The 21,529-nt window shown below is 31.9% G+C and carries 17 protein-coding genes; 7 read left to right on the top strand and 10 right to left on the bottom strand.

Annotated features, from left to right (window positions below):
* The first annotated feature begins 115 nt into the window (after positions 1 to 115).
* Entirely contained in the window at positions 116 to 2,776 is a 2,661-nt protein-coding gene (locus Q0C58_RS06365) for a T9SS-dependent M36 family metallopeptidase (RefSeq protein ID WP_290698943.1), read from the top strand.
* Positions 2,777 to 2,840: 64 nt separating this feature from the next.
* Positions 2,841 to 3,290 carry a nucleoside deaminase gene (locus tag Q0C58_RS06360; protein ID WP_290698941.1) on the top strand — a complete coding sequence of 150 codons (450 nt, stop codon included), beginning with the start codon at positions 2,841 to 2,843 and terminating at the stop codon, positions 3,288 to 3,290.
* A gap of 57 nt (positions 3,291 to 3,347) precedes the next feature.
* Here Q0C58_RS06360 and Q0C58_RS06355 read toward each other — a convergent pair whose 3' ends face one another.
* The 6 genes from Q0C58_RS06355 to Q0C58_RS06330 form a co-directional block, all read right to left on the bottom strand.
* Positions 3,348 to 3,584 (bottom strand): hypothetical protein, encoded by a 237-nt coding sequence (locus Q0C58_RS06355; protein ID WP_290698939.1) that lies wholly within the window; start codon positions 3,582 to 3,584, stop codon positions 3,348 to 3,350.
* A gap of 128 nt (positions 3,585 to 3,712) precedes the next feature.
* Positions 3,713 to 5,467: an aspartate--tRNA ligase gene (gene aspS, locus Q0C58_RS06350; protein WP_290698937.1), complete on the bottom strand. Its 1,755-nt coding sequence runs from the start codon at positions 5,465 to 5,467 to the stop codon at positions 3,713 to 3,715.
* A 99-nt stretch (positions 5,468 to 5,566) separates the two neighbouring features.
* Complete coding sequence (locus Q0C58_RS06345; protein ID WP_290698936.1) at positions 5,567 to 9,076, bottom strand: efflux RND transporter permease subunit; 3,510 nt, start codon at positions 9,074 to 9,076, stop codon at positions 5,567 to 5,569.
* A gap of 2 nt (positions 9,077 to 9,078) precedes the next feature.
* Positions 9,079 to 10,248, bottom strand: coding sequence for an efflux RND transporter periplasmic adaptor subunit (locus Q0C58_RS06340; RefSeq protein ID WP_290698935.1), 1,170 nt, complete (start codon positions 10,246 to 10,248; stop codon positions 9,079 to 9,081).
* A gap of 22 nt (positions 10,249 to 10,270) precedes the next feature.
* Positions 10,271 to 11,599, bottom strand: a complete 1,329-nt coding sequence (locus Q0C58_RS06335; RefSeq protein WP_290698934.1) for a TolC family protein — start codon at positions 11,597 to 11,599, stop codon at positions 10,271 to 10,273.
* Entirely contained in the window at positions 11,592 to 12,206 is a 615-nt protein-coding gene (locus Q0C58_RS06330) for a TetR/AcrR family transcriptional regulator (protein ID WP_290698932.1), read from the bottom strand. The genes Q0C58_RS06335 and Q0C58_RS06330 overlap by 8 nt, the downstream gene beginning before the upstream one ends.
* Positions 12,207 to 12,330: 124 nt before the next feature.
* Between Q0C58_RS06330 and Q0C58_RS06325 the strand changes: the two genes are divergently transcribed.
* Positions 12,331 to 13,305 carry a polyprenyl synthetase family protein gene (locus Q0C58_RS06325; protein ID WP_290698930.1) on the top strand — a complete coding sequence of 325 codons (975 nt, stop codon included), beginning with the start codon at positions 12,331 to 12,333 and terminating at the stop codon, positions 13,303 to 13,305.
* A gap of 20 nt (positions 13,306 to 13,325) precedes the next feature.
* On the top strand, positions 13,326 to 13,676 hold the full coding sequence (locus Q0C58_RS06320) for a hypothetical protein (RefSeq protein WP_290698928.1): 351 nt from the start codon (positions 13,326 to 13,328) through the stop codon (positions 13,674 to 13,676).
* Here Q0C58_RS06320 and Q0C58_RS06315 read toward each other — a convergent pair.
* Positions 13,673 to 14,206, bottom strand: a complete 534-nt coding sequence (locus tag Q0C58_RS06315) for an alpha-ketoglutarate decarboxylase (protein WP_290698926.1) — start codon at positions 14,204 to 14,206, stop codon at positions 13,673 to 13,675. The genes Q0C58_RS06320 and Q0C58_RS06315 overlap by 4 nt on opposite strands.
* A 118-nt stretch (positions 14,207 to 14,324) precedes the next feature.
* On the opposite strand from Q0C58_RS06315, the gene Q0C58_RS06310 reads away from it, so the two are divergent.
* From Q0C58_RS06310 to odhB, 3 genes are read left to right on the top strand one after another with little or no spacing between them, the layout of a single operon-like run.
* Positions 14,325 to 17,081, top strand: a complete 2,757-nt coding sequence (locus tag Q0C58_RS06310) for a 2-oxoglutarate dehydrogenase E1 component (RefSeq protein WP_290698924.1) — start codon at positions 14,325 to 14,327, stop codon at positions 17,079 to 17,081.
* Between the two features lie 19 nt (positions 17,082 to 17,100).
* Positions 17,101 to 17,475, top strand: coding sequence for a DUF3887 domain-containing protein (locus Q0C58_RS06305; protein ID WP_290698922.1), 375 nt, complete (start codon positions 17,101 to 17,103; stop codon positions 17,473 to 17,475).
* A 42-nt stretch (positions 17,476 to 17,517) separates the two neighbouring features.
* A complete protein-coding gene (odhB, locus tag Q0C58_RS06300) occupies positions 17,518 to 18,729 on the top strand; it encodes a 2-oxoglutarate dehydrogenase complex dihydrolipoyllysine-residue succinyltransferase (RefSeq protein WP_290698920.1) in 1,212 nt (403 codons plus the stop codon).
* An 803-nt stretch (positions 18,730 to 19,532) separates the two neighbouring features.
* Here the strand turns inward: odhB and Q0C58_RS06295 are convergent.
* From Q0C58_RS06295 to Q0C58_RS06285, 3 genes are all read right to left on the bottom strand, one after another.
* On the bottom strand, positions 19,533 to 20,165 hold the full coding sequence (locus Q0C58_RS06295; protein WP_290698918.1) for a response regulator transcription factor: 633 nt from the start codon (positions 20,163 to 20,165) through the stop codon (positions 19,533 to 19,535).
* 56 nt (positions 20,166 to 20,221) lie between these two features.
* Positions 20,222 to 20,668, bottom strand: coding sequence for a retropepsin-like aspartic protease (locus Q0C58_RS06290; RefSeq protein WP_290698916.1), 447 nt, complete (start codon positions 20,666 to 20,668; stop codon positions 20,222 to 20,224).
* Positions 20,637 to 21,529, bottom strand: an 893-nt coding sequence (locus tag Q0C58_RS06285) for a CHAT domain-containing protein (protein WP_290698914.1), incomplete at its 5' end; no start/stop codon positions are given. The genes Q0C58_RS06285 and Q0C58_RS06290, both read right to left, overlap by 32 nt.

The raw sequence follows: 21,529 nt of genomic DNA, 5'->3' as shown, positions 1-21,529 counted from the left end.
AAGGTATTAAAAGTGATTGAATTCTCAATAAATGTTGAGAAAAATTATAATAATTGTAAGACACAAGTTATATTTGCGACATATTACAAATATCGTAAAATAAATAAACAATGTTATGAGTAAAAATTATATTATAGGTGTATTTGCCTTTTTGTCTTTATTTCTATTCCAATTAGGACAGGCACAAAATAATTTAGAAGACAATGAATTTGGTTTGTTAATTAAAACCTGGTTAAACCAGAATAAAGATAAATATGAATTGTCTGAATCCGATATATCAAATTTATTGGTGAGTGATTCTTACTTTTCTAAAAAAACTAGAATTAATCATGTTTATGTAAATCAAGCCTATCAAGGTGTTAAAATACATAATGCTATTTCAAGTGTTGCGGTTAGAGATAATTTTGTTTTCTACTATGCTAATGGTTTAATACAAGACATATCTTCTAAGGTTAATACTGTTACACCTGTTATCAATGCTGAAGCTGCAATTAATGTTGCAGTTAATGAATATAATTTAGGAAGTGTTTCTAATTTATCCACAATTAGCAACACCAATAATAATTATGTGTTTAGTAATGGAAATGTATCAAAGTACGATATTCCTGTTTCATTAGTATTTCAACATACTGAAGATGGTTCTCTAAAATTAGCTTGGGATTTAAGTATTCGTAGTCTAATTGGGCAAAATTGGTATAGTGTTAGAGTAGATGCTGTAAACGGACAAATTTTAGATACTAATGATTTTATTCTTAGTTGTGATTTTGGCGACGGTAATCATACAAATCATAATAGCCATAATACTAGCAAAATAGAAACGATAGATTTATTTAAGCCTTCACCATCATCATCTATGTTGGTAGATGGGTCTAGCTATAATGTGTTTGCTATTCCTAATGAAAGTCCTAGTGATGGATCAAGAGAAATAGTTACGGAACCAGCCGACCTTGTTGCTTCTCCTTTTGGATGGCATGACACAGATGGTATAGCTGGAGCAGAATTTACTACGTCAAGAGGAAATAATGTTTATGCACTAGATGATCTTTTAGGAACTAATCTGGATCTGGGTATCTCTTCAGAAGGAACTGCTTCTTTGACTTTTAATGACCCTTTAGATTTTAATCAAGAACCAATAGGTTATTTAAATGCATCTTTAACTAACCTATTCTATGTCAATAATATTATGCATGATATATGGTACCAATATGGTTTTGATGAGGTGTCAGGTAATTTTCAAGATAATAATTACGGAAATGGTGGATTAGGAAGTGATTTTATTTTTGCAGAATGTCAAGATGGGCAAGGTTTAAATAATGCATTTTTTGGTACGGCCGGAGATGGAGCAGCTTCAGGGATGACTATGTTTTTATGGAATGCAGTAGGACCTCCAGGTTCACCTTTAACTATAAATACCTCTTCTATTGCAGGCGATTACAGTGGTTTGTATGCAACATTTGGTCAACCTGTAACAACACCTGTAACAGCGAATCTAGTTTTGTTAGTTGATGATGATGCTGGAGTAAGTACAGATCCAAATGATGCTTGTGATTCAATTTTAAATAGCGGAGCTTTGTCTGGAAATATAGCGGTTTTAAGAAGAGGAGAATGTGAATTTGGGTCTAAGGTATTAGCTGCAGAGAGTGCCGGAGCTATTGGTGTAATTGTTATTAACAATGCACTTACAGATGTTATAGTCATGGGGCCAGGAGCAGAAGGAGCTCTAGTAACGATTCCTTCAATTATGATTAGTCTTACAGACGGTCAGGCAATCTTAACAGCTTTAAATAATGGCGAAACAATAAATGGCTCTTTAGTTCCTGCTGGACCTTTCCAGAGAGATGGTAGTTTTGATAATGTTATAGTTGCTCACGAATATGGTCATGGTATTTCTATTAGATTAACAGGAGGTCCTTCTACTGCAGGATGTTTAGGTAATGACGAAGATATGGGTGAAGGATGGTCAGATTGGTTTGGATTAATGATAACTATGGAAGCTACAGACTTACCTGAAACAGCAAGAGGTATAGCAACTTATTCTATTAGCCAACCTATAGATGGAGGTGGGATTAGACCATTTCCTTACAGTAACGATTTTACTGTAAACCCATTAACATATATTGATACTAACGATGTTGCAAATATATCTGAACCTCATGGTATTGGTACAATTTGGTCTACAATTCTTTGGGATTTAACTTGGGATTATATAGCTAAATATGGTTTTGATTCAGATTTTTATAATGGAACAGGAGGTAATAATAAAATAATGCAACTAGTTTTAGATGGCTTAAAGTTACAAGCCTGTGATCCAGGATTCGTTCAAGGTAGAGATGCCTTATTAGCTGCTGATAATGCTTTAACTGGTGGAGAAGATCAGTGTATGATATGGGAGGCTTTTGCAGCTAGAGGTGTAGGTCTTAATGCAGCTCAAGGATCTGCTGGATCTAGAACAGATCAGATAGAAGACTTTTCAATGCCTCCAGCTACAGATCCAAGTCTACAAAATTGTACTTCATTAAGTGTAGATGAGTTTAACGAAGCTAGCTACTCAATTTTCCCTAACCCAACTAAGGATGTGTTAAACATTCAAGTGAAAAAGAGTTTTGGAAAAGTAACAATGACGTTAACAGATATTAATGGTAGAGTCGTATTAACACAAGACGCTAATTTGTCTTCTGATACACAATTAAATATTAGTACATTACAATCTGGAGTTTATATCCTTACCATTAAAGGCGAGAATATTAATACAAATGATAAGATTATTAAAAACTAAAACAGTTTTTAAATAAAGATTAAAAAGGCAACCATTTATGGTTGCCTTTTTTTATTTTTATAAAATGATAAAACCATACGACGATAACTATTTTATGCAAAAAGCATTGCAAGAAGCAGAAGAAGCTTTCTATAAAGGTGAAATACCTGTTGGTGCTGTTATAGTTATAGAAGATAAAATTATAGCTAGAGCACATAACCTTACAGAGCTTTTAAACGATGTTACAGCACATGCAGAAATGCAAGCTATTACAGCAGCAGCAAATTTTTTAGGCGGAAAATATTTAAAAAACTGTACGCTTTATGTCACATTAGAACCATGCCAGATGTGCGCAGGTGCTTTATATTGGAGTCAGATTTCTAAAATAGTATATGCAGCTAGAGATGAAGAACGTGGTTTTATAAACCTAAAAACAAGACTACATCCTAAAACAAAAATTGAAGGAGGCATACTAGAAGAAGAAGCCTCTAAATTATTAAAACGATTTTTTCTTGAAAAACGAAACCTTAACTAAGTGTAAATTGTTGGATTAATGATTATGATTAAGACTGAAAACTGAGACTACTTACTGCTAACTCTTTCTCCTCTTTTCACTTTTACGCATTTTATCTAAATTCTCTTTAGTAAGCATATAATCTTTTGGGTTTTTATCTTTCCATCTGTACCAAGAAAATAATGGAATTACAATAAAAAACAACCCAAGAACACCAAAACCAATTAGTTTTTGAGAAAATGAAACATCTAATGCATAGCCACAAACTATTGAGGATAGACAAACTAAAAAGAAAAACCAAATAATATATTTCATTGCTAAAAAATTAATCAAATTGAATGTTTAGAAAAAACACTAATTAATTGTCTTCCACAAGATATAAGATGTATTAATTTAGAAATAAAATCAAAACTCTTTTGTTTTTTTCTTAAAGGAAAATGTAATTAAGACTTTAAATTTAATTTTAAACTTAGTTCTGTTAGTTGCTCATTATCAATTGGAGCAGGAGCATCAATCATTACATCACGACCAGAATTGTTTTTAGGGAATGCTATAAAATCTCTAATCGTTTCTTGTCCGCCAAGAATAGCAACCAATCTATCTAGTCCAAAGGCTAATCCACCATGTGGAGGCGCACCATATTCGAAAGCATCCATTAAGAATCCAAATTGTGCTTTAGCATCTTCATCGCTAAAACCTAAATGATTTAGCATAGTAGCTTGTGTTGCTTTATCGTGAATTCTAATAGATCCACCACCAATCTCGTTTCCGTTTAGCACTAAATCGTAAGCATTGGCTTTTACTTCGCCTGGTTTAGTATCTAATAATTCTATTTGACCTGGTTTTGGAGACGTAAAAGGATGATGCATTGCGTGATAATGTCCAGTTTCTTCATCTAGTTCTAACAATGGAAAATCGATTACCCAAAGTGGTGCAAATACTTTAGGATCTCTAAGGCCTAAACGTGTTGCTAATTCCATACGTAAAGCACTTAATTGTGCACGTACTTTATTTGTTTCTCCAGATAATATACAAACTAAATCACCAGCTTTTGCGCCAGTTACTTCTGCCCATTTTGCTAAATCGTCTTGATCGTAAAATTTATCTACTGAAGATTTAAAACTTCCATCGTCATTACAACGACTATAAATCATGCCTAAAGCACCAACTTGTGGACGCTTTACCCAATCTATTATTTTATCAATTTCTTTTCTTGTGTAAGCATTTCCGCCAGGAACTGCAATACCAACTACTAATTCTGCAGTATTAAAAACACCAAATTCTTTATGTTGTGCAACTGCGTTTAATTCGCCAAATTCCATTCCAAATCTAATGTCTGGTTTGTCGTTGCCATATAAACGCATAGCATCATCGTAAAGCATTCTTGGGAATTTTTCTACTTCAGCACCGTTTACTTCTTTTAGTAAGTGACGTGTTAAACCTTCAAAAATATTTAAAATATCTTCTTGCTCAACAAATGCCATTTCACAATCAATTTGTGTGAATTCTGGTTGTCTGTCTGCACGTAAATCTTCATCTCTAAAACACTTTACTATTTGAAAGTATTTATCCATGCCACCAACCATCAATAATTGTTTGAATGTTTGAGGCGATTGTGGTAAGGCGTAAAACTCACCTTCATTCATACGAGAAGGCACAACAAAATCACGAGCACCTTCTGGTGTAGATTTAATTAAATAGGGTGTTTCAACTTCTATAAAACCATCACTAGACAAATAGTTTCTTACTTCTTGAGTTACTTTTGCTCTAAATATTAAACTGTTTTTTACTGGGTTTCTTCTTATGTCTAAATAGCGATATTTCATTCTAATATCTTCTCCACCATCCGTTTTATCTTCAATAGTAAAAGGAGGAAGGAGTGCTTCATTTAAAACAGTTAACTCTGAAACCAAAATCTCTATATCACCAGTTGGCATATTCGGGTTTTTAGAGGCACGCTCGATTACAGTTCCTTTAACTTGAATTACAAACTCACGACCTAATTTCTGTGCTTTTTCAAGCAGGTCCTTAGAGGTGCGTTCTTCATCAAAAACAAGTTGTGTAATGCCGTAACGGTCGCGTAAATCTACCCAAACAATAAAACCTTTATCTCTAGATTTTTGAACCCAACCAGATAAGGTTACTTCTGTATTTATATGTGATGCAGTTAATTCACCGCAATTATGACTTCTGTACATAGTGTGTTTTATAAGTTGCAAAAGTAAAAAATCCGAAGCAAAGACATCGGATTTTTTTGTTTAAATAGTTTACAGCATCTTAAGTAAAAATTATAGCGATTATTCTTTAATTATTGTGTTGATAGCTATTGTTTCATTTTTTTCTGAAGAAAACTTACTTTTTAACCACATTTTTAATCTCATCGATAAGAAAAATAATATAGGCACTACAATTAAAGTTAGAAATGTAGCAATTAGTAAACCATATATAACAGTCCAAGCTAATGGTCCCCAAAAAACAACGTTATCGCCTCCCATATAAATTTTAGGATTAAATTCTGAAAGAAGTGTAAAGAAGTTAATGTTTAAACCAATAGCTAAAGGAATTAAACCAAAAATGGTAGTAATTGCGGTTAAAAGCACAGGTCTTAAACGTGCTTTACCAGCTTTTACTATGCTCTCGAAAAGATCTTGAGTGGTTAAAAAATCTTCTTTTTCTAAATCTAATGAAGCTTTTTTTCTGTCTATTAATAGTTGCGCATAATCTAAAAGAACAACACCGTTATTTACTACAATTCCTGCAAGCGATATAATACCAACCATAGTCATCATGATTACAAACGCGCTGCCAGAAATTACAATACCACCAAATACACCAATGAAACTAAGAAAAATAGCTATCATTATTATAGTTGGTTTTGAAACCGAATTAAATTGAAATATTAATATGAAAAAAATCAAACCTAATCCAGTAAAAAACGCACCAACCAAGAATAACATTTGCTTGTTTTGCTCTTCTATTTGTCCTGTATAATCGACTTTTATTTCGTTAGGTAAGCCTTTATAACTCTTCATTTCGTTTTGAATTTGGCTTACAATTGCAGCAGCATCTGTAAAACCTGGCGATAAGGCAGAATAAATAGTAACAACACGTTTAGTGTCCTTATGTTTTATAGCACTAAATCCTGAGTTGTTTTCGTATTTAGTAACTGCAGACACTGGAATACTTTTTATTTGTCCAGTATTATCTCTAAAGGTTATATTCTGATTAAATAAAGCACTTTTGTTATATCTGTTTTCTTCATTAAAGCGAACATAAATATCGTAATCGTCACCATCTTCTTTGTAAATACCTGCTTTAGATCCAAATATAGAATTACGTAATTGTTGCCCAACTTGTGCAGCGCTAATGCCTAACTCGCCTGCTTTTTCTCTATCGACAGTAACACGCATTGTTGGTTTATCTTTATTTACATCTATTTTAAGTTCGTCTATACCAGCAATATTTTTAGTATTGATAAACTCACGCATTGTTTCTGCGGTAGCAATAAGTTGATTATAATCATCACCTTCAATTTCAATATTAATAGGTGATCCTGCAGGTGGTCCATTAGCATCTTTTTCTACAGAAATTAAAACACCAGGATAAATACCAACTAAAGCAGCTTGTACTTTTTGGCGAAGTAATTCGCTGTCTTCACCACGTCTAAATTTATACTCACGCATTGAGGCTGTAATTTTACCTTTGTGTGGCATTTCTGCAGAAGATCCACCATCGGTTTGCGGATTTCCTGCACCTTCACCAACTTGAGAAACCGTACTTTCTACTAGAAAGTTTTTGCCATCGTGCATGTATTGGTCTTGGTTAATGATTTTAGATACACGTGTTTCAATCTCTTTAGTAATTGCGTTGGTTTTTTTTATTGCTGTGCCTTCTGGATATTCTATGTAAACAATTATCTGATTAGGTTTGTTGTCTGGAAAAAACTCAACTTTTGTTCTTTTTGCACTTAAAGACATACCAAAAGCAATAAAAGAAGCAATTAATAGTAAAAAAGTACCAATACTTAAAACATAAGGTCTCCATCCAGAAAGTGCACTGCGTAGTTTACGCTCGTACCAGTTTTCTAAATTTACTAAAGCTACATTTTGAAAACTATTTGCCCATTTTCTAATAAAAAAACGATAAGCCCAAAGCATAATAGCTGTAAAAATCATGACAGTTCCCAGACCTCTATAAGTGCCTCCAAATAAAAAGATAAGTACACCAATAACAGCTACAATTAATGTTGTTCTAATAATCTGTTTTAAAGGCATGTCTTTATCCTCTATAGTCATAAACTTAGAGACCAATACAGAATTAAAAAATATGGCAACAAATAATGAAGAGCCCAAAACTACAGATAGTGTTATTGGTAAAATTTTCATAAACTCACCCATTATTCCTGGCCAAAAGGCTAAAGGTGTGAATGCAGCAACTGTTGTAGCTGTAGATATAATAATAGGAAAAGCTATTTCGCCAATACCTTTTTTGGCAGCTTCTATACGACTCATGCCTTCGTCTTCCATTAAACGGTACACGTTTTCTACTACTACAATACCATTATCTACAAGCATACCAAGTCCCATAATAAGACCAAAAAGCACCATTGTGTTTAAACTCTGACCCAAAAACTCTAGTATCATAAGAGACATAAACATGGACATTGGAATGGCAAAACCAACAAATAGGGCATTTTTAAATCCTAAAAAGAACATTAAAACGGTTACAACTAATAGTACTCCAAAAATAATATTGTTTACTAAATCGTCCACTTGACCTATGGTAACAGAAGATTGATCGTTAGTTACAGTAACTTTCAAGTCTGACGGAAAGACGTTTTCTATAGCATTTTTTACAATTACATGAATTTGTTCTGCAGCAGCGACCATGTTTTTACCAGCACGTTTTTTAACGTTAAGCATAACTACAGGCTTTCCATATTCTCTTGCAAAAGTGGTTAGGTCTTCCTCTTTAAAATTTACAGTAGCAATATCTTTTAAGTAAATAGATTTTCCTTTTTCAGATTTTACAACAAAGTTTTCAAGTTCAGAAGGTTTTTCAATCTCTCCTATAATTCTAATGGTTCTTCGCTGTCCACTAGCTTTTAAGTTTCCTGCAGACATGGTTAAATTTCCACTATTAATAGCTCCAGTAATATCATTAAAAGTCACTTGAGCAGCCATCATTTTATAGATATCTACAGCTATTTCAACTTCTTTGTCTTGAGCACCACGAATGTCTGCTTTTTTAATTTCTGGTAAATCTTCAATTTCGTCTTGAAGATATTCAGCAAATTCTTTTAATTTTTGAATAGTATAATCTCCAGAAATATTAATATTTAGAATTGGCATTTCTTCAGAAAGGCTTAATTCAAAAACATCTGGTTTTACTTTAGCGCCATTAAATGTAGGCCAATCTTCGCTAGAGGTTTCTGTGTCAATTTCATCTTTAACCTTCTGTTTTGCTTGGTCCACAGTAATACCTTCATCGAACTCAACAATTAACATGGCGTAATCCTCTTGAGAAGTTGAGGTGATTTCAACAACATTACTTACTGTTTTTAATTTATCTTCTAATGGGTCTGTAATTAGTTTTTCTATATCTTCTGCAGTGTTTCCAGGATAAATAGAACTTACATAAATTTTAGTTTCATTTACCTCTGGAAAATTTTCTCTTGGCATACTAAAAAATGCAGCAATACCTAAAAAAAAGATAACAGCAATAAGCACATACATTGTAGTCTTGTTGTTAATTGCCCAAGACGATAGACCAAACTCCTTGTCCACTTGTTTTTTATTTTTAGCCATGTTTAGTAGTTTATTACTTTTACTGTTTGTCCTTCTTTAACACTACGAGCACCTTCTAAAATTAGCTCAGTTCCATTTTTAATACCTTTTAAAACTTCGATAGTATCACCTTGTGTTTTTCCTGTTTTAATAATAACCTTGTTTACTTTGCCTTCATCATTATCTTTCTTTTCTTTTACAATGTAAACGTATTGTTCGCCTTCTGCATTTTCCGAAATAATACTTTGTGGTACAAGTATTGCTTTTTCGTTTGTGTAATCGTTAATTTTTAGTTTAGCAGTTAGGTTAGGCTTGATACTTTTGTCTTTATTTGGTATTCCAATTTCAACTTTAAAAGTTCTATTGGTTGCATTAATTACAGATCCTGCTTGGCGGATTTTTGTCTCCAAACTTTTTCCTAATACAGGAAAATCTACAGTTACGTTTTTTCCTTTTGTAACAGATGGAACGTAGCTTTCAGGTACGTCTGTTTCTACATACATATTGTTTAAGTTCACTATTTGCATGAGTGGTGTTTGTCCTGCTCCTACAACACTTCCTTTTTCTGTAATAACATCGTCAATAGTGCCACTAAAAGGCGCTCTAACTTTAGTTTTGTTTATTTGTTGTTGTAATTGATTGATTGCTTGTTGTTGAGATTCGTAAGAAGATTTAGCTTGTAAGTACTGAATTTCGCTACCAATTTTTTGATTCCATAATCGTTCTTGGCGTTCAAAAGTTGTTTTTGCTAAATCGGCTTGTATTTTAAATTGTGCCAATTGTTGACTTAAACCACCATCATCAATTTTTGCCAAAGTTTGTCCTTTTGTTACACGTTGTCCTTCTCTAACATATACATTAGTTAGTATGCCACTATACTCTGGAGTAATTATTAAAAGGTCTTTAGTTGTTACGTTGCCTTGTAATTCTAATACGTGATTGAACACTACTTCTTTAGCCTTAATAGTGGTTATTAAAGGTATGCGTGTAGTGGTGTCTAATTCTTTAATTCTAGCATCTAGCAATTCTATTTTAGAATTAACACCTTCTTGCGTAGCTACTAATTCTGCTCTTTTAGTACGGATAGCTTCTAAGTTATTAGCTTCTAAAACACTTTCAACTGTGATTTTTCTGTCTTGGCCACAAGCAGTTAAAAGAAGTGTTACAGTTAATATTGAGAATATATGTTTCATTTTGATTGTCTTTTTTGGTTGATTAATTTTGTGGTACTGTATTTAAAACGGTTTCTAATTCAGCTTTTTTTGTAATCACATCAAGCATGGTTTGTAAAAGTTCATTTTGTGCTTGGTATAATTGCATTTGCGCTTGACGCAATTCGAAACTTGAGCCTATACCTTCAAAAAACTTAATTTGATTTTTTTTCTCAATACGTTCTGCAAGATTTAGGTTTTCCTTTTTGTTGTCGTAATCGTCTATAGCAAACTGGTAGTCGCTTTTTGCAGCTGCTATTTGTAGTTTTAATTGTTGTGCTGTTTCTGTTAAATTATTTTCTGCGATATCTAAATTAATTTTTGCACGTTGTGTTCTAGCGCTTTGCAAACCAACTCCAAAAATTGGAATACTTATTCTTGCTCCAAAATTTGCGGTACCAAGCCACTGTTGGTTGTTAGTTAAAAAAGTAAATTTCTGGCTGTTTCCTAAATAACTACCATTAATAAAAGCGCCAACTGTAGGTAAAGCTTTGCTTTTTTCGAGTTTTACAAGAAGTTCTTTTGATCGTTTGTCATTATCTGCAATTTTAAAATCAATAGTATTTTCTACATCATCACTAATTTCTAATAGATTAATTGTAATGTTTTGTTCGGCTAAAGTGTCAAGATTATCGGTAGCTGCTATAGGATCGTTAATATCTTTACCTATTGCTATATTTAACATTTTATAACTAACCTTTTCGAGCCTATTAACATTGTTAAGATTGCTTTTTACACCAGAAAGTGTAATTTTAAGTTGCTCAACACTTTCTTCTTCTTCTAATCCGTTTTCGTAAATTTTGGTTATATCGTTTAAGTTTTTCTCGAGGATAATAATGTTTTTCTCTAATATTAGTATGCTCTCTTTGGTTAATAAAACATTTCCATAAGCATTAATAACTGCTTTTCTTATTTCAAGATCTGTTTTTTCTTTTGCACTTTTAGAAATTTCTAAAAACACTTTCGATGCTTGTAAAGCAACTAAATAAGAACCATCAAAAACTAATTGATTTATAGTCGCTTGCGCATTAACAGACTGCTTAGCTCCAAAGTCTATAAAACCATTATTATCGAAATCTACAGGTTCAGAAAATTGTTGTTTAATGTTATTAATATAATCTATAGTCGCTCCCATTTGAGGTAATCCAGCAGCTGTAGTTTCCCATTTTTGCGCTTTAGCAGCATCAATATTTAAGGCTGCATTTTTCGCCTGTAGGTTATTTTCTAACGCATAATCAATAGCCTCTTGTAGCGTAAAACTAGATTTTTTTTCTTGAGAAAAACCTATTGCAGTGCAGAGCATGATAAGGATTAATAAAATTTTATTATTCATTTTGTAATTGATTTTTTGTTATAAAGTTGTTTAAAATATTTAATCCATTATCCGTAACAATGGCTCTTAGATGGTACTCTAAATAGCTTTCCATTAAGTATTCCATATTAAATTTTTCTTGCGGAAATATTTCAACATCCTTAATACCATACATACCATTAAAGTACATTCTAGAAATAAAATCTATGTCTATATTAGAACGAAACAATTCCATTTCGACACCTTTTTGAAGGCTTTCGAAAACACATTCATGCATTTTTTCAAATTGCTTGAATTTTAATACTTCGTGAATGCTTGAGTAATATTTTTTAAGCTGAAATTGTGGTGCGGTTTTTTCATTTTTTAAATGATGCATTACAAACATCTTTATTTCGTATAATTCCTCAATTGGGTTTGCAGAAGTTTCGCAAATACCATCAATTCCTTCACAAATATTGTCGAAAAGAGAAAAAGTAGCGGCTTCTACTAATTTTGTTTTGTTGGTAAAATGTTTATATATCGTTTTTTTGCTAATACCCATCTCATTAGCAATATCATCCATAGTTACACTCTTGAAACCAAGTGTTAAAAACAACTCTGTAGATTTATATATTATTTTGTTTTTCATAATTTGATTGCAAATATACAAACGGAAACTTTAAAAACAAAAATAGTTTCCAAAGTTTTAGTGGTTTTTTAACATTGCTATAATGTGTTTGTTTAAATACATAGAATTACTTTATTTTTGCAGTATGCAAAACACTCAAGACTACCAAAGCGCGTTTGTAGATTATTTAAAAAATTTCTCTAAAATTCGTGAACCTAAAAACTTATACGAGCCTATTAATTATATACTAAGATTAGGAGGTAAACGTTTGCGACCAGTTTTAACTTTAATGAGTGCTGAGATTTTTAATTGCGATTATAAAAAGGCTTTAGACGCAGCTTTAAGTATAGAAGTGTTTCATAATTTCTCGTTGGTTCATGATGATATTATGGATGCTGCACCTTTGAGAAGAGGCCAACAAACCGTTCATGAAAAATGGGATACAAATACTGGTATTTTATCTGGAGACGCTATGCTTATTATGGCTTATCAGTTATTTGAAAACTACGAACCAGAAACGTTTCATGGTTTAGCTAAACTATTTAGTAAAACTGCTTTAGAAGTTTGTGAAGGACAACAATACGATGTGGATTTTGAAACAAGAGACGATGTTACTATTCCAGAGTATTTAAAAATGATTGAATATAAAACTGCAGTTTTGGTTGGTGCAGCCATGAAAATGGGAGCTGTAGTTGCAAACGCATCTAAAAACGATCAAGACGGTATTTACGAATTTGGTCGTTTATTAGGTATTGCATTTCAGCTTCAAGACGATTATTTAGATGCTTTTGGTAACCCAGAAACTTTTGGAAAGCAAGTAGGAGGAGATATTATTGAAAACAAAAAAACCTATTTATATTTAAAGGCTTTAGATTTTTTAAAGGCTTCGGAAAAGAATCAACTAGAGCAATTATTTACTGTTAATTTAGAAGATAATTTTGAAAAAATTGAAACTGTAAAACAATTTTTCACAACAAGTGGTTCTGCAGAAGCGACCCAGAAAGAAATTGAAAATTATACAAATAAGGCGTTTTTAGTTTTAGAAACTTTAGATATTTCTGAAGAAAAAAAAGTGTTGTTAAAAGATTTTGGTAGTGCACTAATGACTCGCAAGGTTTAACCTTTTATTTTAAAGTTAGAATGAAACTACCTACAACTTTTCAAGATTTAATTGAAGAAGTAAATGACTTAGATTTATACAAAAAGCTCATTCTTCAACTTAATAAAGATTTTCTCTATGCTAATATCGATTTAGATTTCGATGAAGCTATTTTGCCTACAAGTTTAAAACTAATGCTTCATGAAACAGTATATAAACTTATTCAAGAAAAATTTACAGAATACCTTAATCTGCTTTATATAATAGATGTGCCTGAGCATGCAGTTAGGGCTTTAAACGGCGACGATACTGTTGAACTAGCAGAACAAGTTTCGTTTTTAATTTTAAAGCGCGAATGGCAAAAGGTATGGTTTAGGAATAAATATTCTTAGAAATAAACTCTAATAAATGGAGCCCAAGCATTTGCATTAATACTCTTATCTTCATCATAAAGTAAATCGTAACGCACACCAATAGTTATATTATTGGTTCTATAACCTGCACCAACAAAAAAGGCTGAGGTCCAGAAATTATCATCTTGAAAAGCAGGATTGTCAAAATTTCTACTCACATTATTTTGTTCAAATTCTCCAGATAATTGTATTTCTTTTGTTGGGTTAAACAAACTAATAATACTGCCTCCAAAAATAGTAGAGCTAGCAATATTTCTTTGGCTAAAATAAGTACCGTTTAAACCAAGACCTAATGAGAATTGAGAATCAAAATCGTATATAGCACTTGGAGCTAAAGTTGCACTAAAAAGATTATTGCCTGTACTCAAGCCAATGCCACCTCCAAAACGAACATTTTTCCAGAAGTCACTTTTTTGTTTGTCGTCTTGTGCTAAAATTGAAGAAAAACTTAGCAAACAAATAGCGAATAATGTAATAGTTTTTAATGTTGATTGTAATTTTAAATCCATGATATAATTATTAGATTGTTAAGAAAGACATAAATATAGTAAAAGCATCGCTATTTTTAGAGAAAGTTGTATTTTTGATAGAAATTTTGTTGAAGCGAAAAACGACTTAAACCAAATAATGGATAAATATTCCTTTCTAAACGCAGCACACACAGCATATTTTGCTGATTTATACGACCAATATCAAACTAACCCTGATTCTGTAGAGCCGAGTTGGAGAGCCTTTTTTCAAGGTTACGACTTTGGTAGCGAGAATTATGGATTGGATGGAGAAGTAGTAGAAGGCGTGTCTACACAAATTCCTGAGCATGTACAAAAGGAATTCCAAGTTGTTAAATTAATTGACGGTTATAGAAACCGAGGACACTTATTTACAAAAACTAATCCTGTACGCGACCGTAGAAAATACGAACCTACTTTAGAATTAGAGAATTTTGGATTGTCACAGTCAGACCTATCTACTGTTTTTAATGCAGGAGAAATTTTAGGTATTGGTGCACAGTCGCTTCAAGAAATTATAAAGCACTTAGAAAGTATTTATTGCGATTCTATTGGTGTTGAATACATGTACATTAGAAAGCCAGAAGAAATTCAATGGATTCAAAATAAACTGAATGTTAACGATAACCAGCCACAGTTTTCTTCAGATCAAAAAAAGCATATTCTTAAAAAACTTAACGAAGCAGTTTCTTTCGAGAGTTTTTTACATACAAAATACGTAGGTCAAAAACGTTTTTCTCTAGAAGGAGGAGAAGCATTAATTCCAGCATTGGATGCGATGATTGAAAAAGCATCAGAACTTGGTGTTGAAGAATTTGTAATGGGTATGGCACATAGAGGTCGTTTAAGTACCTTAACCAATATTTTTGGAAAAAGCGCAAAAGATATTTTTAGCGAATTTGATGGCAAAGATTACGAAGAAAAAGTTTTCGATGGTGATGTAAAATACCATTTAGGTTGGACGAGCCATAGGGCATCAGATTCTGGAAAAGATATAAAATTAAGTATTGCTCCTAATCCATCTCACCTAGAAACTGTAGGTGCAGTAGTAGGTGGTATAGTAAGAGCAAAACAAGACGAATTTTATAAAGACGATTTTAGTAAAGTATTACCAATAATTGTGCATGGAGATGCAGCAATTGCTGGCCAAGGTTTAGTTTACGAGTTGGTGCAAATGGCACAATTAGACGGTTACAAAACTAATGGAACCATACATATAGTAGTAAATAACCAAGTTGGTTTTACTACAAATTACTTAGATGCAAGATCAAGTACGTATTGTACAGATGTTGGGAAAGTAACCTTATCTCCTGTTTTACACGTTAATGCAGACGATGCGGAAGCTGTAGTACATGCTACATTGTTTGCTTTAGATTTTAGAATGAATTTTAAGCGAGATGTATTTATAGACATGTTGGGTTATAGAAAGTATGGACATAATGAAGGAGATGAGCCACGTTTTACACAGCCAAAATTATACAAGGCAATTGCAAAACATGCCAACCCAAGAAATATCTATGCCGATAAATTGATTGCGGAAGGTGTAATCGATAAAGACCATGTTAAAAAATTAGAAAAAGCATATAAAGATACACTTGAAGAAAAACTAGACGCTTCAAGAAAAGAAGATAAAACTGTTATTACACCATTTATGGAATCCATATGGGAAGATTTTACTCGTGTAGATGAAAATGAAATGATGAAAGTTGTAGATACAAAAGTATCTAAAAAGAACTTGGTAGAAATTACTAAGGTTATTTCAAACTTACCAAAAGATAAAAAGTTTATTCGTAAAATTGAAAGGCTTATCCAATCTCGTCAAACTATGTTTGATGATAATAAATTAGATTGGGCAATGGCAGAGCATTTGGCTTATGGAACACTTTTAACAGAAGGTTACAATGTTAGAATTTCTGGTCAAGATGTAGAGCGTGGTACATTCTCCCATAGACATGCAGTTGTAAAGGTTGAGGATAGCGAAGAAGAAATTATATTACACAATAATATTAGTGATAAACAAGGTCAATTTCATATTTACAACTCATTATTATCAGAGTATGGAGTTGTAGGTTTCGACTATGGTTATGCAATGGCAAGCCCAAAAACATTAACTATTTGGGAAGCTCAATTTGGAGACTTTAGCAATGGAGCACAAATTATGTTAGACCAATACATCTCTGCAGCAGAAGATAAGTGGAAACTGCAAAATGGATTAGTAATGTTACTACCTCATGGTTACGAAAACCAAGGTGCAGAGCATTCATCAGCTAGAATGGAGCGTTATTTACAATTATGCGCAAAAGACAATATGTTTGTTGCAGATTGTACAACGCCAGAAAACATGTTCCATTTGTTAAGAAGACAGATGAAAGCTAATTTTAGAAAACCATTAATAATCTTTACTCCTAAAAGTTTATTGCGTCATCCTAAATGTGTTTCTACCGTTGAAGATTTTGCAAACGGAAGCTTTAAAACAGTATTAGACGATGTTAATGCTAATACAAGTAAAATAAAAACGTTAGTTTTTGTAACAGGAAAGTTTTATTACGATTTAGATGAAAAACGTGATGAACTAAAACGTGATGACGTTGCAATAGTGAGAGTAGAACAATTATTCCCATTACCTGCTAAAGAAATGCGTAAAGTATTAAAGAAATATAACAAAGCAGAAGATGTTGTTTGGGCACAAGAAGAACCAAGAAATATGGGAGCATATTCGCATATGTTAATGCATTTTGATGAAGCTAAAACTTTTAGAGCAGTTTCAAGACGTGCTTATGGAGCACCATCTGCAGGAAGTTCAGTGCGTTCTAAAAAGCGTCATCAGGAAGTTATAGATTACGTATTCGATAAATCTAAAAATAATCAGCGCTAAGCGCACAAATTATAATATTATGAAAAAAGTTTTACTAATTATTATGGCATTATTAAGCTTTTCAATAAGCTTTGCTCAAACTGAAAAAATAAATTACAAAGAAGTCGTTTCAGATTTTCAAGACAATTATAATAAAGGTGATTTTGAAGGTGTTTACAACATGCTAAATACAAACCTTCAAAAGACATTAACTTTAGAAAAGACAAAAACTTTTTTTAAAACGAATATAAATGCTGAAGCTTTAGGAAAAATTACATCAGTAGAGCTAAAAGAAATTATTAGAACAGGTCATAGCTATAAAGTAACTTTTGAAAACGGAGTTGGAGAAGCTTTCTTCCTATTAGACGACGCTAATAAAATTAGTGGTTTACAAATGTATCCACCAAAACAATAATACAACAGTCAACAGAAGACATTAATACAAAATTACAGTACGATGATTTTAGAAATGAAAGTACCTTCACCTGGTGAATCTATAACAGAAGTTGAAATAGCAGAATGGTTAGTTCAAGATGGTGATTATGTAGAAAAAGATCAAGCTATCGCAGAAGTAGATAGTGATAAAGCTACATTAGAATTACCAGCCGAAGCTAGTGGAATAATAACACTAAAAGCTGAAGAAGGAGATGCTGTAGATGTAGGCGCAGTTGTTTGCTTAATAGATACTAGTGCTGCTAAACCAGAAGGATCTTCTGAAGCACCAAAAGCTGAAACAAAAGCAGAAGCAACAAAAGCAACTCCAGCTCCAAAAGCTGAAGACACTAAAACGTATGCAACAGGAACAGCAAGTCCTGCAGCTAAAAAGATTTTAGCAGAAAAAGGTATGGATGCCAAAGCAGTATCTGGATCTGGAAAAGATGGACGTATTACTAAAGGCGATGCTGTTAATGCGATGCCTTCTATGGGAACACCAACAGGAGGAAATCGTGGGTCTTCAAACTCTAAAATGTCTATGTTACGTCGTAAAGTAGCAGAGCGTCTAGTAGAAGCTAAAAATACAACTGCAATGTTAACTACTTTTAACGAAGTAGATATGTCTCCAATTTTTGCACTTAGAAAAGAATACAAAGAAACTTTTAAATCTAAGCATGGTGTAAGTTTAGGCTTTATGTCTTTCTTTTCTTTAGCAGTTGTAAGAGCATTAAAAATGTATCCAGCTGTTAATTCTATGATAGATGGTAAGGAAATGAAAACTTTCGATTTTGTAGATATTTCTATAGCAGTATCTGGACCAAAAGGACTAATGGTACCAGTAATAAGAAACGCTGAGAACTTATCCTTTAGAGGTGTAGAATCTGAAGTAAAGCGTCTAGCCATTCGCGCAAGAGATGGAAAAATAACTGTTGATGAAATGACAGGTGGAACATTTACAATCTCTAATGGAGGTGTATTTGGTTCTATGTTATCAACACCAATTATTAATCCTCCACAAAGTGGTATTTTAGGAATGCACAATATTGTTGAGCGACCTGTAGCTATCGATGGACATGTAGAAATAAGACCAATCATGTTTGTAGCGCTTTCTTACGATCACAGAATTATAGATGGTAAAGAAAGTGTAGGTTTCTTGGTAGCCGTTAAAGAAGCGCTAGAAAACCCAACAGAATTGTTAATGGATAACGATATAAAAAGAGCCTTAGAGCTTTAATAGCGATAAGTATAATTATTACTTTTATAAAACAACAAAGCACAACTTAAAAGTTGTGCTTTGTTGTTTTATAAAATAGTTGATTGTGATTTAATTAATAAATGCATTAAACAGATTAATTGCTATTACAATTATTGCAATAACAATAACTCCAATTATAAACCTATTGTCTTTTTTTGTGTTACCTATATCTTCCATAGCATTTTTTTTAATTAAAAAGTAAAAACTCTGTACCTTTTACAATACAGAGTTTTTTTTAATTAATTTTCCCTTAAAAACTAATTAATAGCACTGTGAAGATAAATAGTATTAACGTAAAAAAAAATACGTAGAACTACGTATTTTTTTGTGTTATTAAAAAAAGCATAAAACACTTAAAAACACTGTATTTACTTGATGTTTGAGCGCTTATGGTTGTTTAAAGTATAAATGAGTTTGTTTTTTTTAAAAATTGAAAACGCGAGTTTAAGTCCTTTTCACTTTTTATTTAATAAAAATAGAATAGAGGAAGGTTTATTAATTTTAATAAAAAAGAAAAGCTCCACAATAGGTTTAGTAATGTAGAGCTTAAGCTTATAGTAATTGATTAATAGCATTGTAAAGATAGCTTGAATAAAGGTTAAAAAAAATACGTAGAACTACGTATTTTTTTTAAAATCAACATTTGTTAAAAAAGCGTGTAAAGGATTGTTTTTATTGGTATTTATTGTGAATTATCTAAATAATTCTAATTTATTTTAAAATAAATTAGAAGCTTAAAAAAGCTAGAATCATTTTTTTGAGCTGAAAAGTGTTACTTAAAACTAAAATAGTTCCTTATTCATATTAGCCCATAACATTAGTGCATTATGAGATTTTTGAAGCTTTAATTTCTTTACAGTATTACTTCTATGTTTTTCTATAGTTCTTACAGAACTTTGCAAAGTATCTGCTATTTCTTGATTAGATTTATTTTTAGATAATAACTTAACAACCTTTAACTCTGTTTTAGTAAGTAAATCTTTTATATGAGCGTTAGAGTATTTTATTTTAGAATTTAAATAAGACGCTATTTCCTCACTAAAATATTTTTCATTCTTTTTAACGTGACTAATGCATATTTCAATTTCCTCAATAGCGAACTCCTTTAATATATAACCATAAACATTAAAGGCCTTAGCTTTATCAAAAAGGGTTTCTTCATTATCAAAAGTAATTAAAATCACTTTAGTATCTAATTCATGTTTTTGGCATTGTTCTGCAACATCTAAACCTGTTAAATAGGGCATTCTTATATCTAGAATAGCTATATCTGGCTTGTTTTTAATAATAAGGTTGTATGCAGATTGGCCATCTTCAGCTTTGCCTAAAATAGTATAGCCTTTGGAAGATAAAAAATCGCTTAAACCACGTAACATTAGAGGATGGTCGTCTGCGATAACAATAGATGTACTCATTTAAAGGGTTTTTTTTATAAAAATTATGGCACAATAAAAGTAAGAAAATTATTGCTTTATAGTGTTTTTAAATAAAGGTATTTCTTATTATAATCAATAATTGCGTTTCCTTTTTTTAAAATATCTGCACCAATAATTCCATTTACAGGCTTCGCATTATGCATTGTTAATGCTGTGTTTACATGTGTTAAATCGAAAAGCACTAGCGTTACATTAGTTTTTTTCCAAGTTCCTATTTTAATAGTGTTTTTCGATGCCGTTTGAGTTAACATATCTGTTGCTCCTGCTCCAGCAGCTTTAATATCTGATGCTTTCGCTTTGAGATTAAACAACGCGATTGCATTAAAACCTACACAACTATTAGAAGCTCCAGTATCTAAAATAAAAAGTCCTTTTACGCCATTAATTGTTGCTTTTACTTCGAAGTGATTGGTTTTTGTAAGTTTTAATTTTATTTTCTTATACTCTTTTTCAAGAAGAAATTCCCAGAGTGCGTTTTCCATTTTTTCGTTTATATAACCAAAGTAAAAGTAGTACTATTAGAAGTGATAGTCCAATAATTTGCCACATATAATTGGTTTTTTCTACTTTATCAAAGTTGCCGTAAAGCGTAAAAGCACTCCAATAATAAGGTGATTTTTTTAAGTTTTTAATGTCCTTATTGTTTAAATAATCGCGTTTAGATTCTCTATTAGAATAACTTATAGAATTAGTATTGTCTAATCTCTTATAAAAAGAAGTCATAATTTGCGAGGTCGATAAATCGCTAATTTGCCATAGAGAATACAATACTTTTTTTACTCCAGCATATTGAAAACCTCTAGCAATACTTAATGGACCTTCACCACGTTTAAGCTCGCCAATTCCTGTTTCACAAGCACTTAAAACTACTAAATCTGTATTAAGGTTTGTGCTATACAACTCGTTAATAGATAGAGGTTCATCAAAAAAAGCAATTTGTGCTGGTTCAAAAAAATCGCCTCCTTTACCATGAGTAGAGAGGTGTAAAATGGAGTGCTTTTTAGCTTCATTTAAAAATGCAGTTTTGGTAGCTGCATTATCCATTAACAATTTAGTTTTTATTTCTTTTTCTAAATGCTTGGCTTCGTCAATAGAATAAGCAAGTTCTTGATTAGTATTCCTAAATACAGGAAATACACCCAAAACACTAAATTCTTTCTTTGTTACATTACCAGTTAAATATAATGAAGCACTAGAATTAAAAACTACATTATGTGTGTTTACAAAAAACGGCATGTTTTTAAAAACTTTACTTTCGGTTTTTGCAGTTAAAAGCGCATCAAATGGAATAAAGTTTAAAAAGCCGTCTGGAATAATTAAAAGGTTCTCCTTGTCTTTAATTT

This window comes from Lacinutrix sp., assembly GCF_023299985.1.
GTDB lineage: Bacteria > Bacteroidota > Bacteroidia > Flavobacteriales > Flavobacteriaceae > Lacinutrix.
Note: the sequence above shows the minus strand (reverse complement) of the source record. Positions and strands in the feature narration are given on the sequence as shown.

What these genes read in the sequence shown, in the direction of transcription:
- Q0C58_RS06365 (WP_290698943.1), top strand. Translation starts at nt 116, where the DNA reads ATGAGTAAAAATTATATTATAGGTGTATTTGCCTTTTTGTCTTTATTT.
- Q0C58_RS06360 (WP_290698941.1), top strand. Translation starts at nt 2,841, where the DNA reads ATGATAAAACCATACGACGATAACTATTTTATGCAAAAAGCATTGCAA.
- Q0C58_RS06355 (WP_290698939.1), bottom strand. Translation starts at nt 3,584, where the DNA reads ATGAAATATATTATTTGGTTTTTCTTTTTAGTTTGTCTATCCTCAATA.
- aspS (WP_290698937.1), bottom strand. Translation starts at nt 5,467, where the DNA reads ATGTACAGAAGTCATAATTGCGGTGAATTAACTGCATCACATATAAAT.
- Q0C58_RS06345 (WP_290698936.1), bottom strand. Translation starts at nt 9,076, where the DNA reads ATGGCTAAAAATAAAAAACAAGTGGACAAGGAGTTTGGTCTATCGTCT.
- Q0C58_RS06340 (WP_290698935.1), bottom strand. Translation starts at nt 10,248, where the DNA reads ATGAAACATATATTCTCAATATTAACTGTAACACTTCTTTTAACTGCT.
- Q0C58_RS06335 (WP_290698934.1), bottom strand. Translation starts at nt 11,599, where the DNA reads ATGAATAATAAAATTTTATTAATCCTTATCATGCTCTGCACTGCAATA.
- Q0C58_RS06330 (WP_290698932.1), bottom strand. Translation starts at nt 12,206, where the DNA reads ATGAAAAACAAAATAATATATAAATCTACAGAGTTGTTTTTAACACTT.
- Q0C58_RS06325 (WP_290698930.1), top strand. Translation starts at nt 12,331, where the DNA reads ATGCAAAACACTCAAGACTACCAAAGCGCGTTTGTAGATTATTTAAAA.
- Q0C58_RS06320 (WP_290698928.1), top strand. Translation starts at nt 13,326, where the DNA reads ATGAAACTACCTACAACTTTTCAAGATTTAATTGAAGAAGTAAATGAC.
- Q0C58_RS06315 (WP_290698926.1), bottom strand. Translation starts at nt 14,206, where the DNA reads ATGGATTTAAAATTACAATCAACATTAAAAACTATTACATTATTCGCT.
- Q0C58_RS06310 (WP_290698924.1), top strand. Translation starts at nt 14,325, where the DNA reads ATGGATAAATATTCCTTTCTAAACGCAGCACACACAGCATATTTTGCT.
- Q0C58_RS06305 (WP_290698922.1), top strand. Translation starts at nt 17,101, where the DNA reads ATGAAAAAAGTTTTACTAATTATTATGGCATTATTAAGCTTTTCAATA.
- odhB (WP_290698920.1), top strand. Translation starts at nt 17,518, where the DNA reads ATGATTTTAGAAATGAAAGTACCTTCACCTGGTGAATCTATAACAGAA.
- Q0C58_RS06295 (WP_290698918.1), bottom strand. Translation starts at nt 20,165, where the DNA reads ATGAGTACATCTATTGTTATCGCAGACGACCATCCTCTAATGTTACGT.
- Q0C58_RS06290 (WP_290698916.1), bottom strand. Translation starts at nt 20,668, where the DNA reads ATGGAAAACGCACTCTGGGAATTTCTTCTTGAAAAAGAGTATAAGAAA.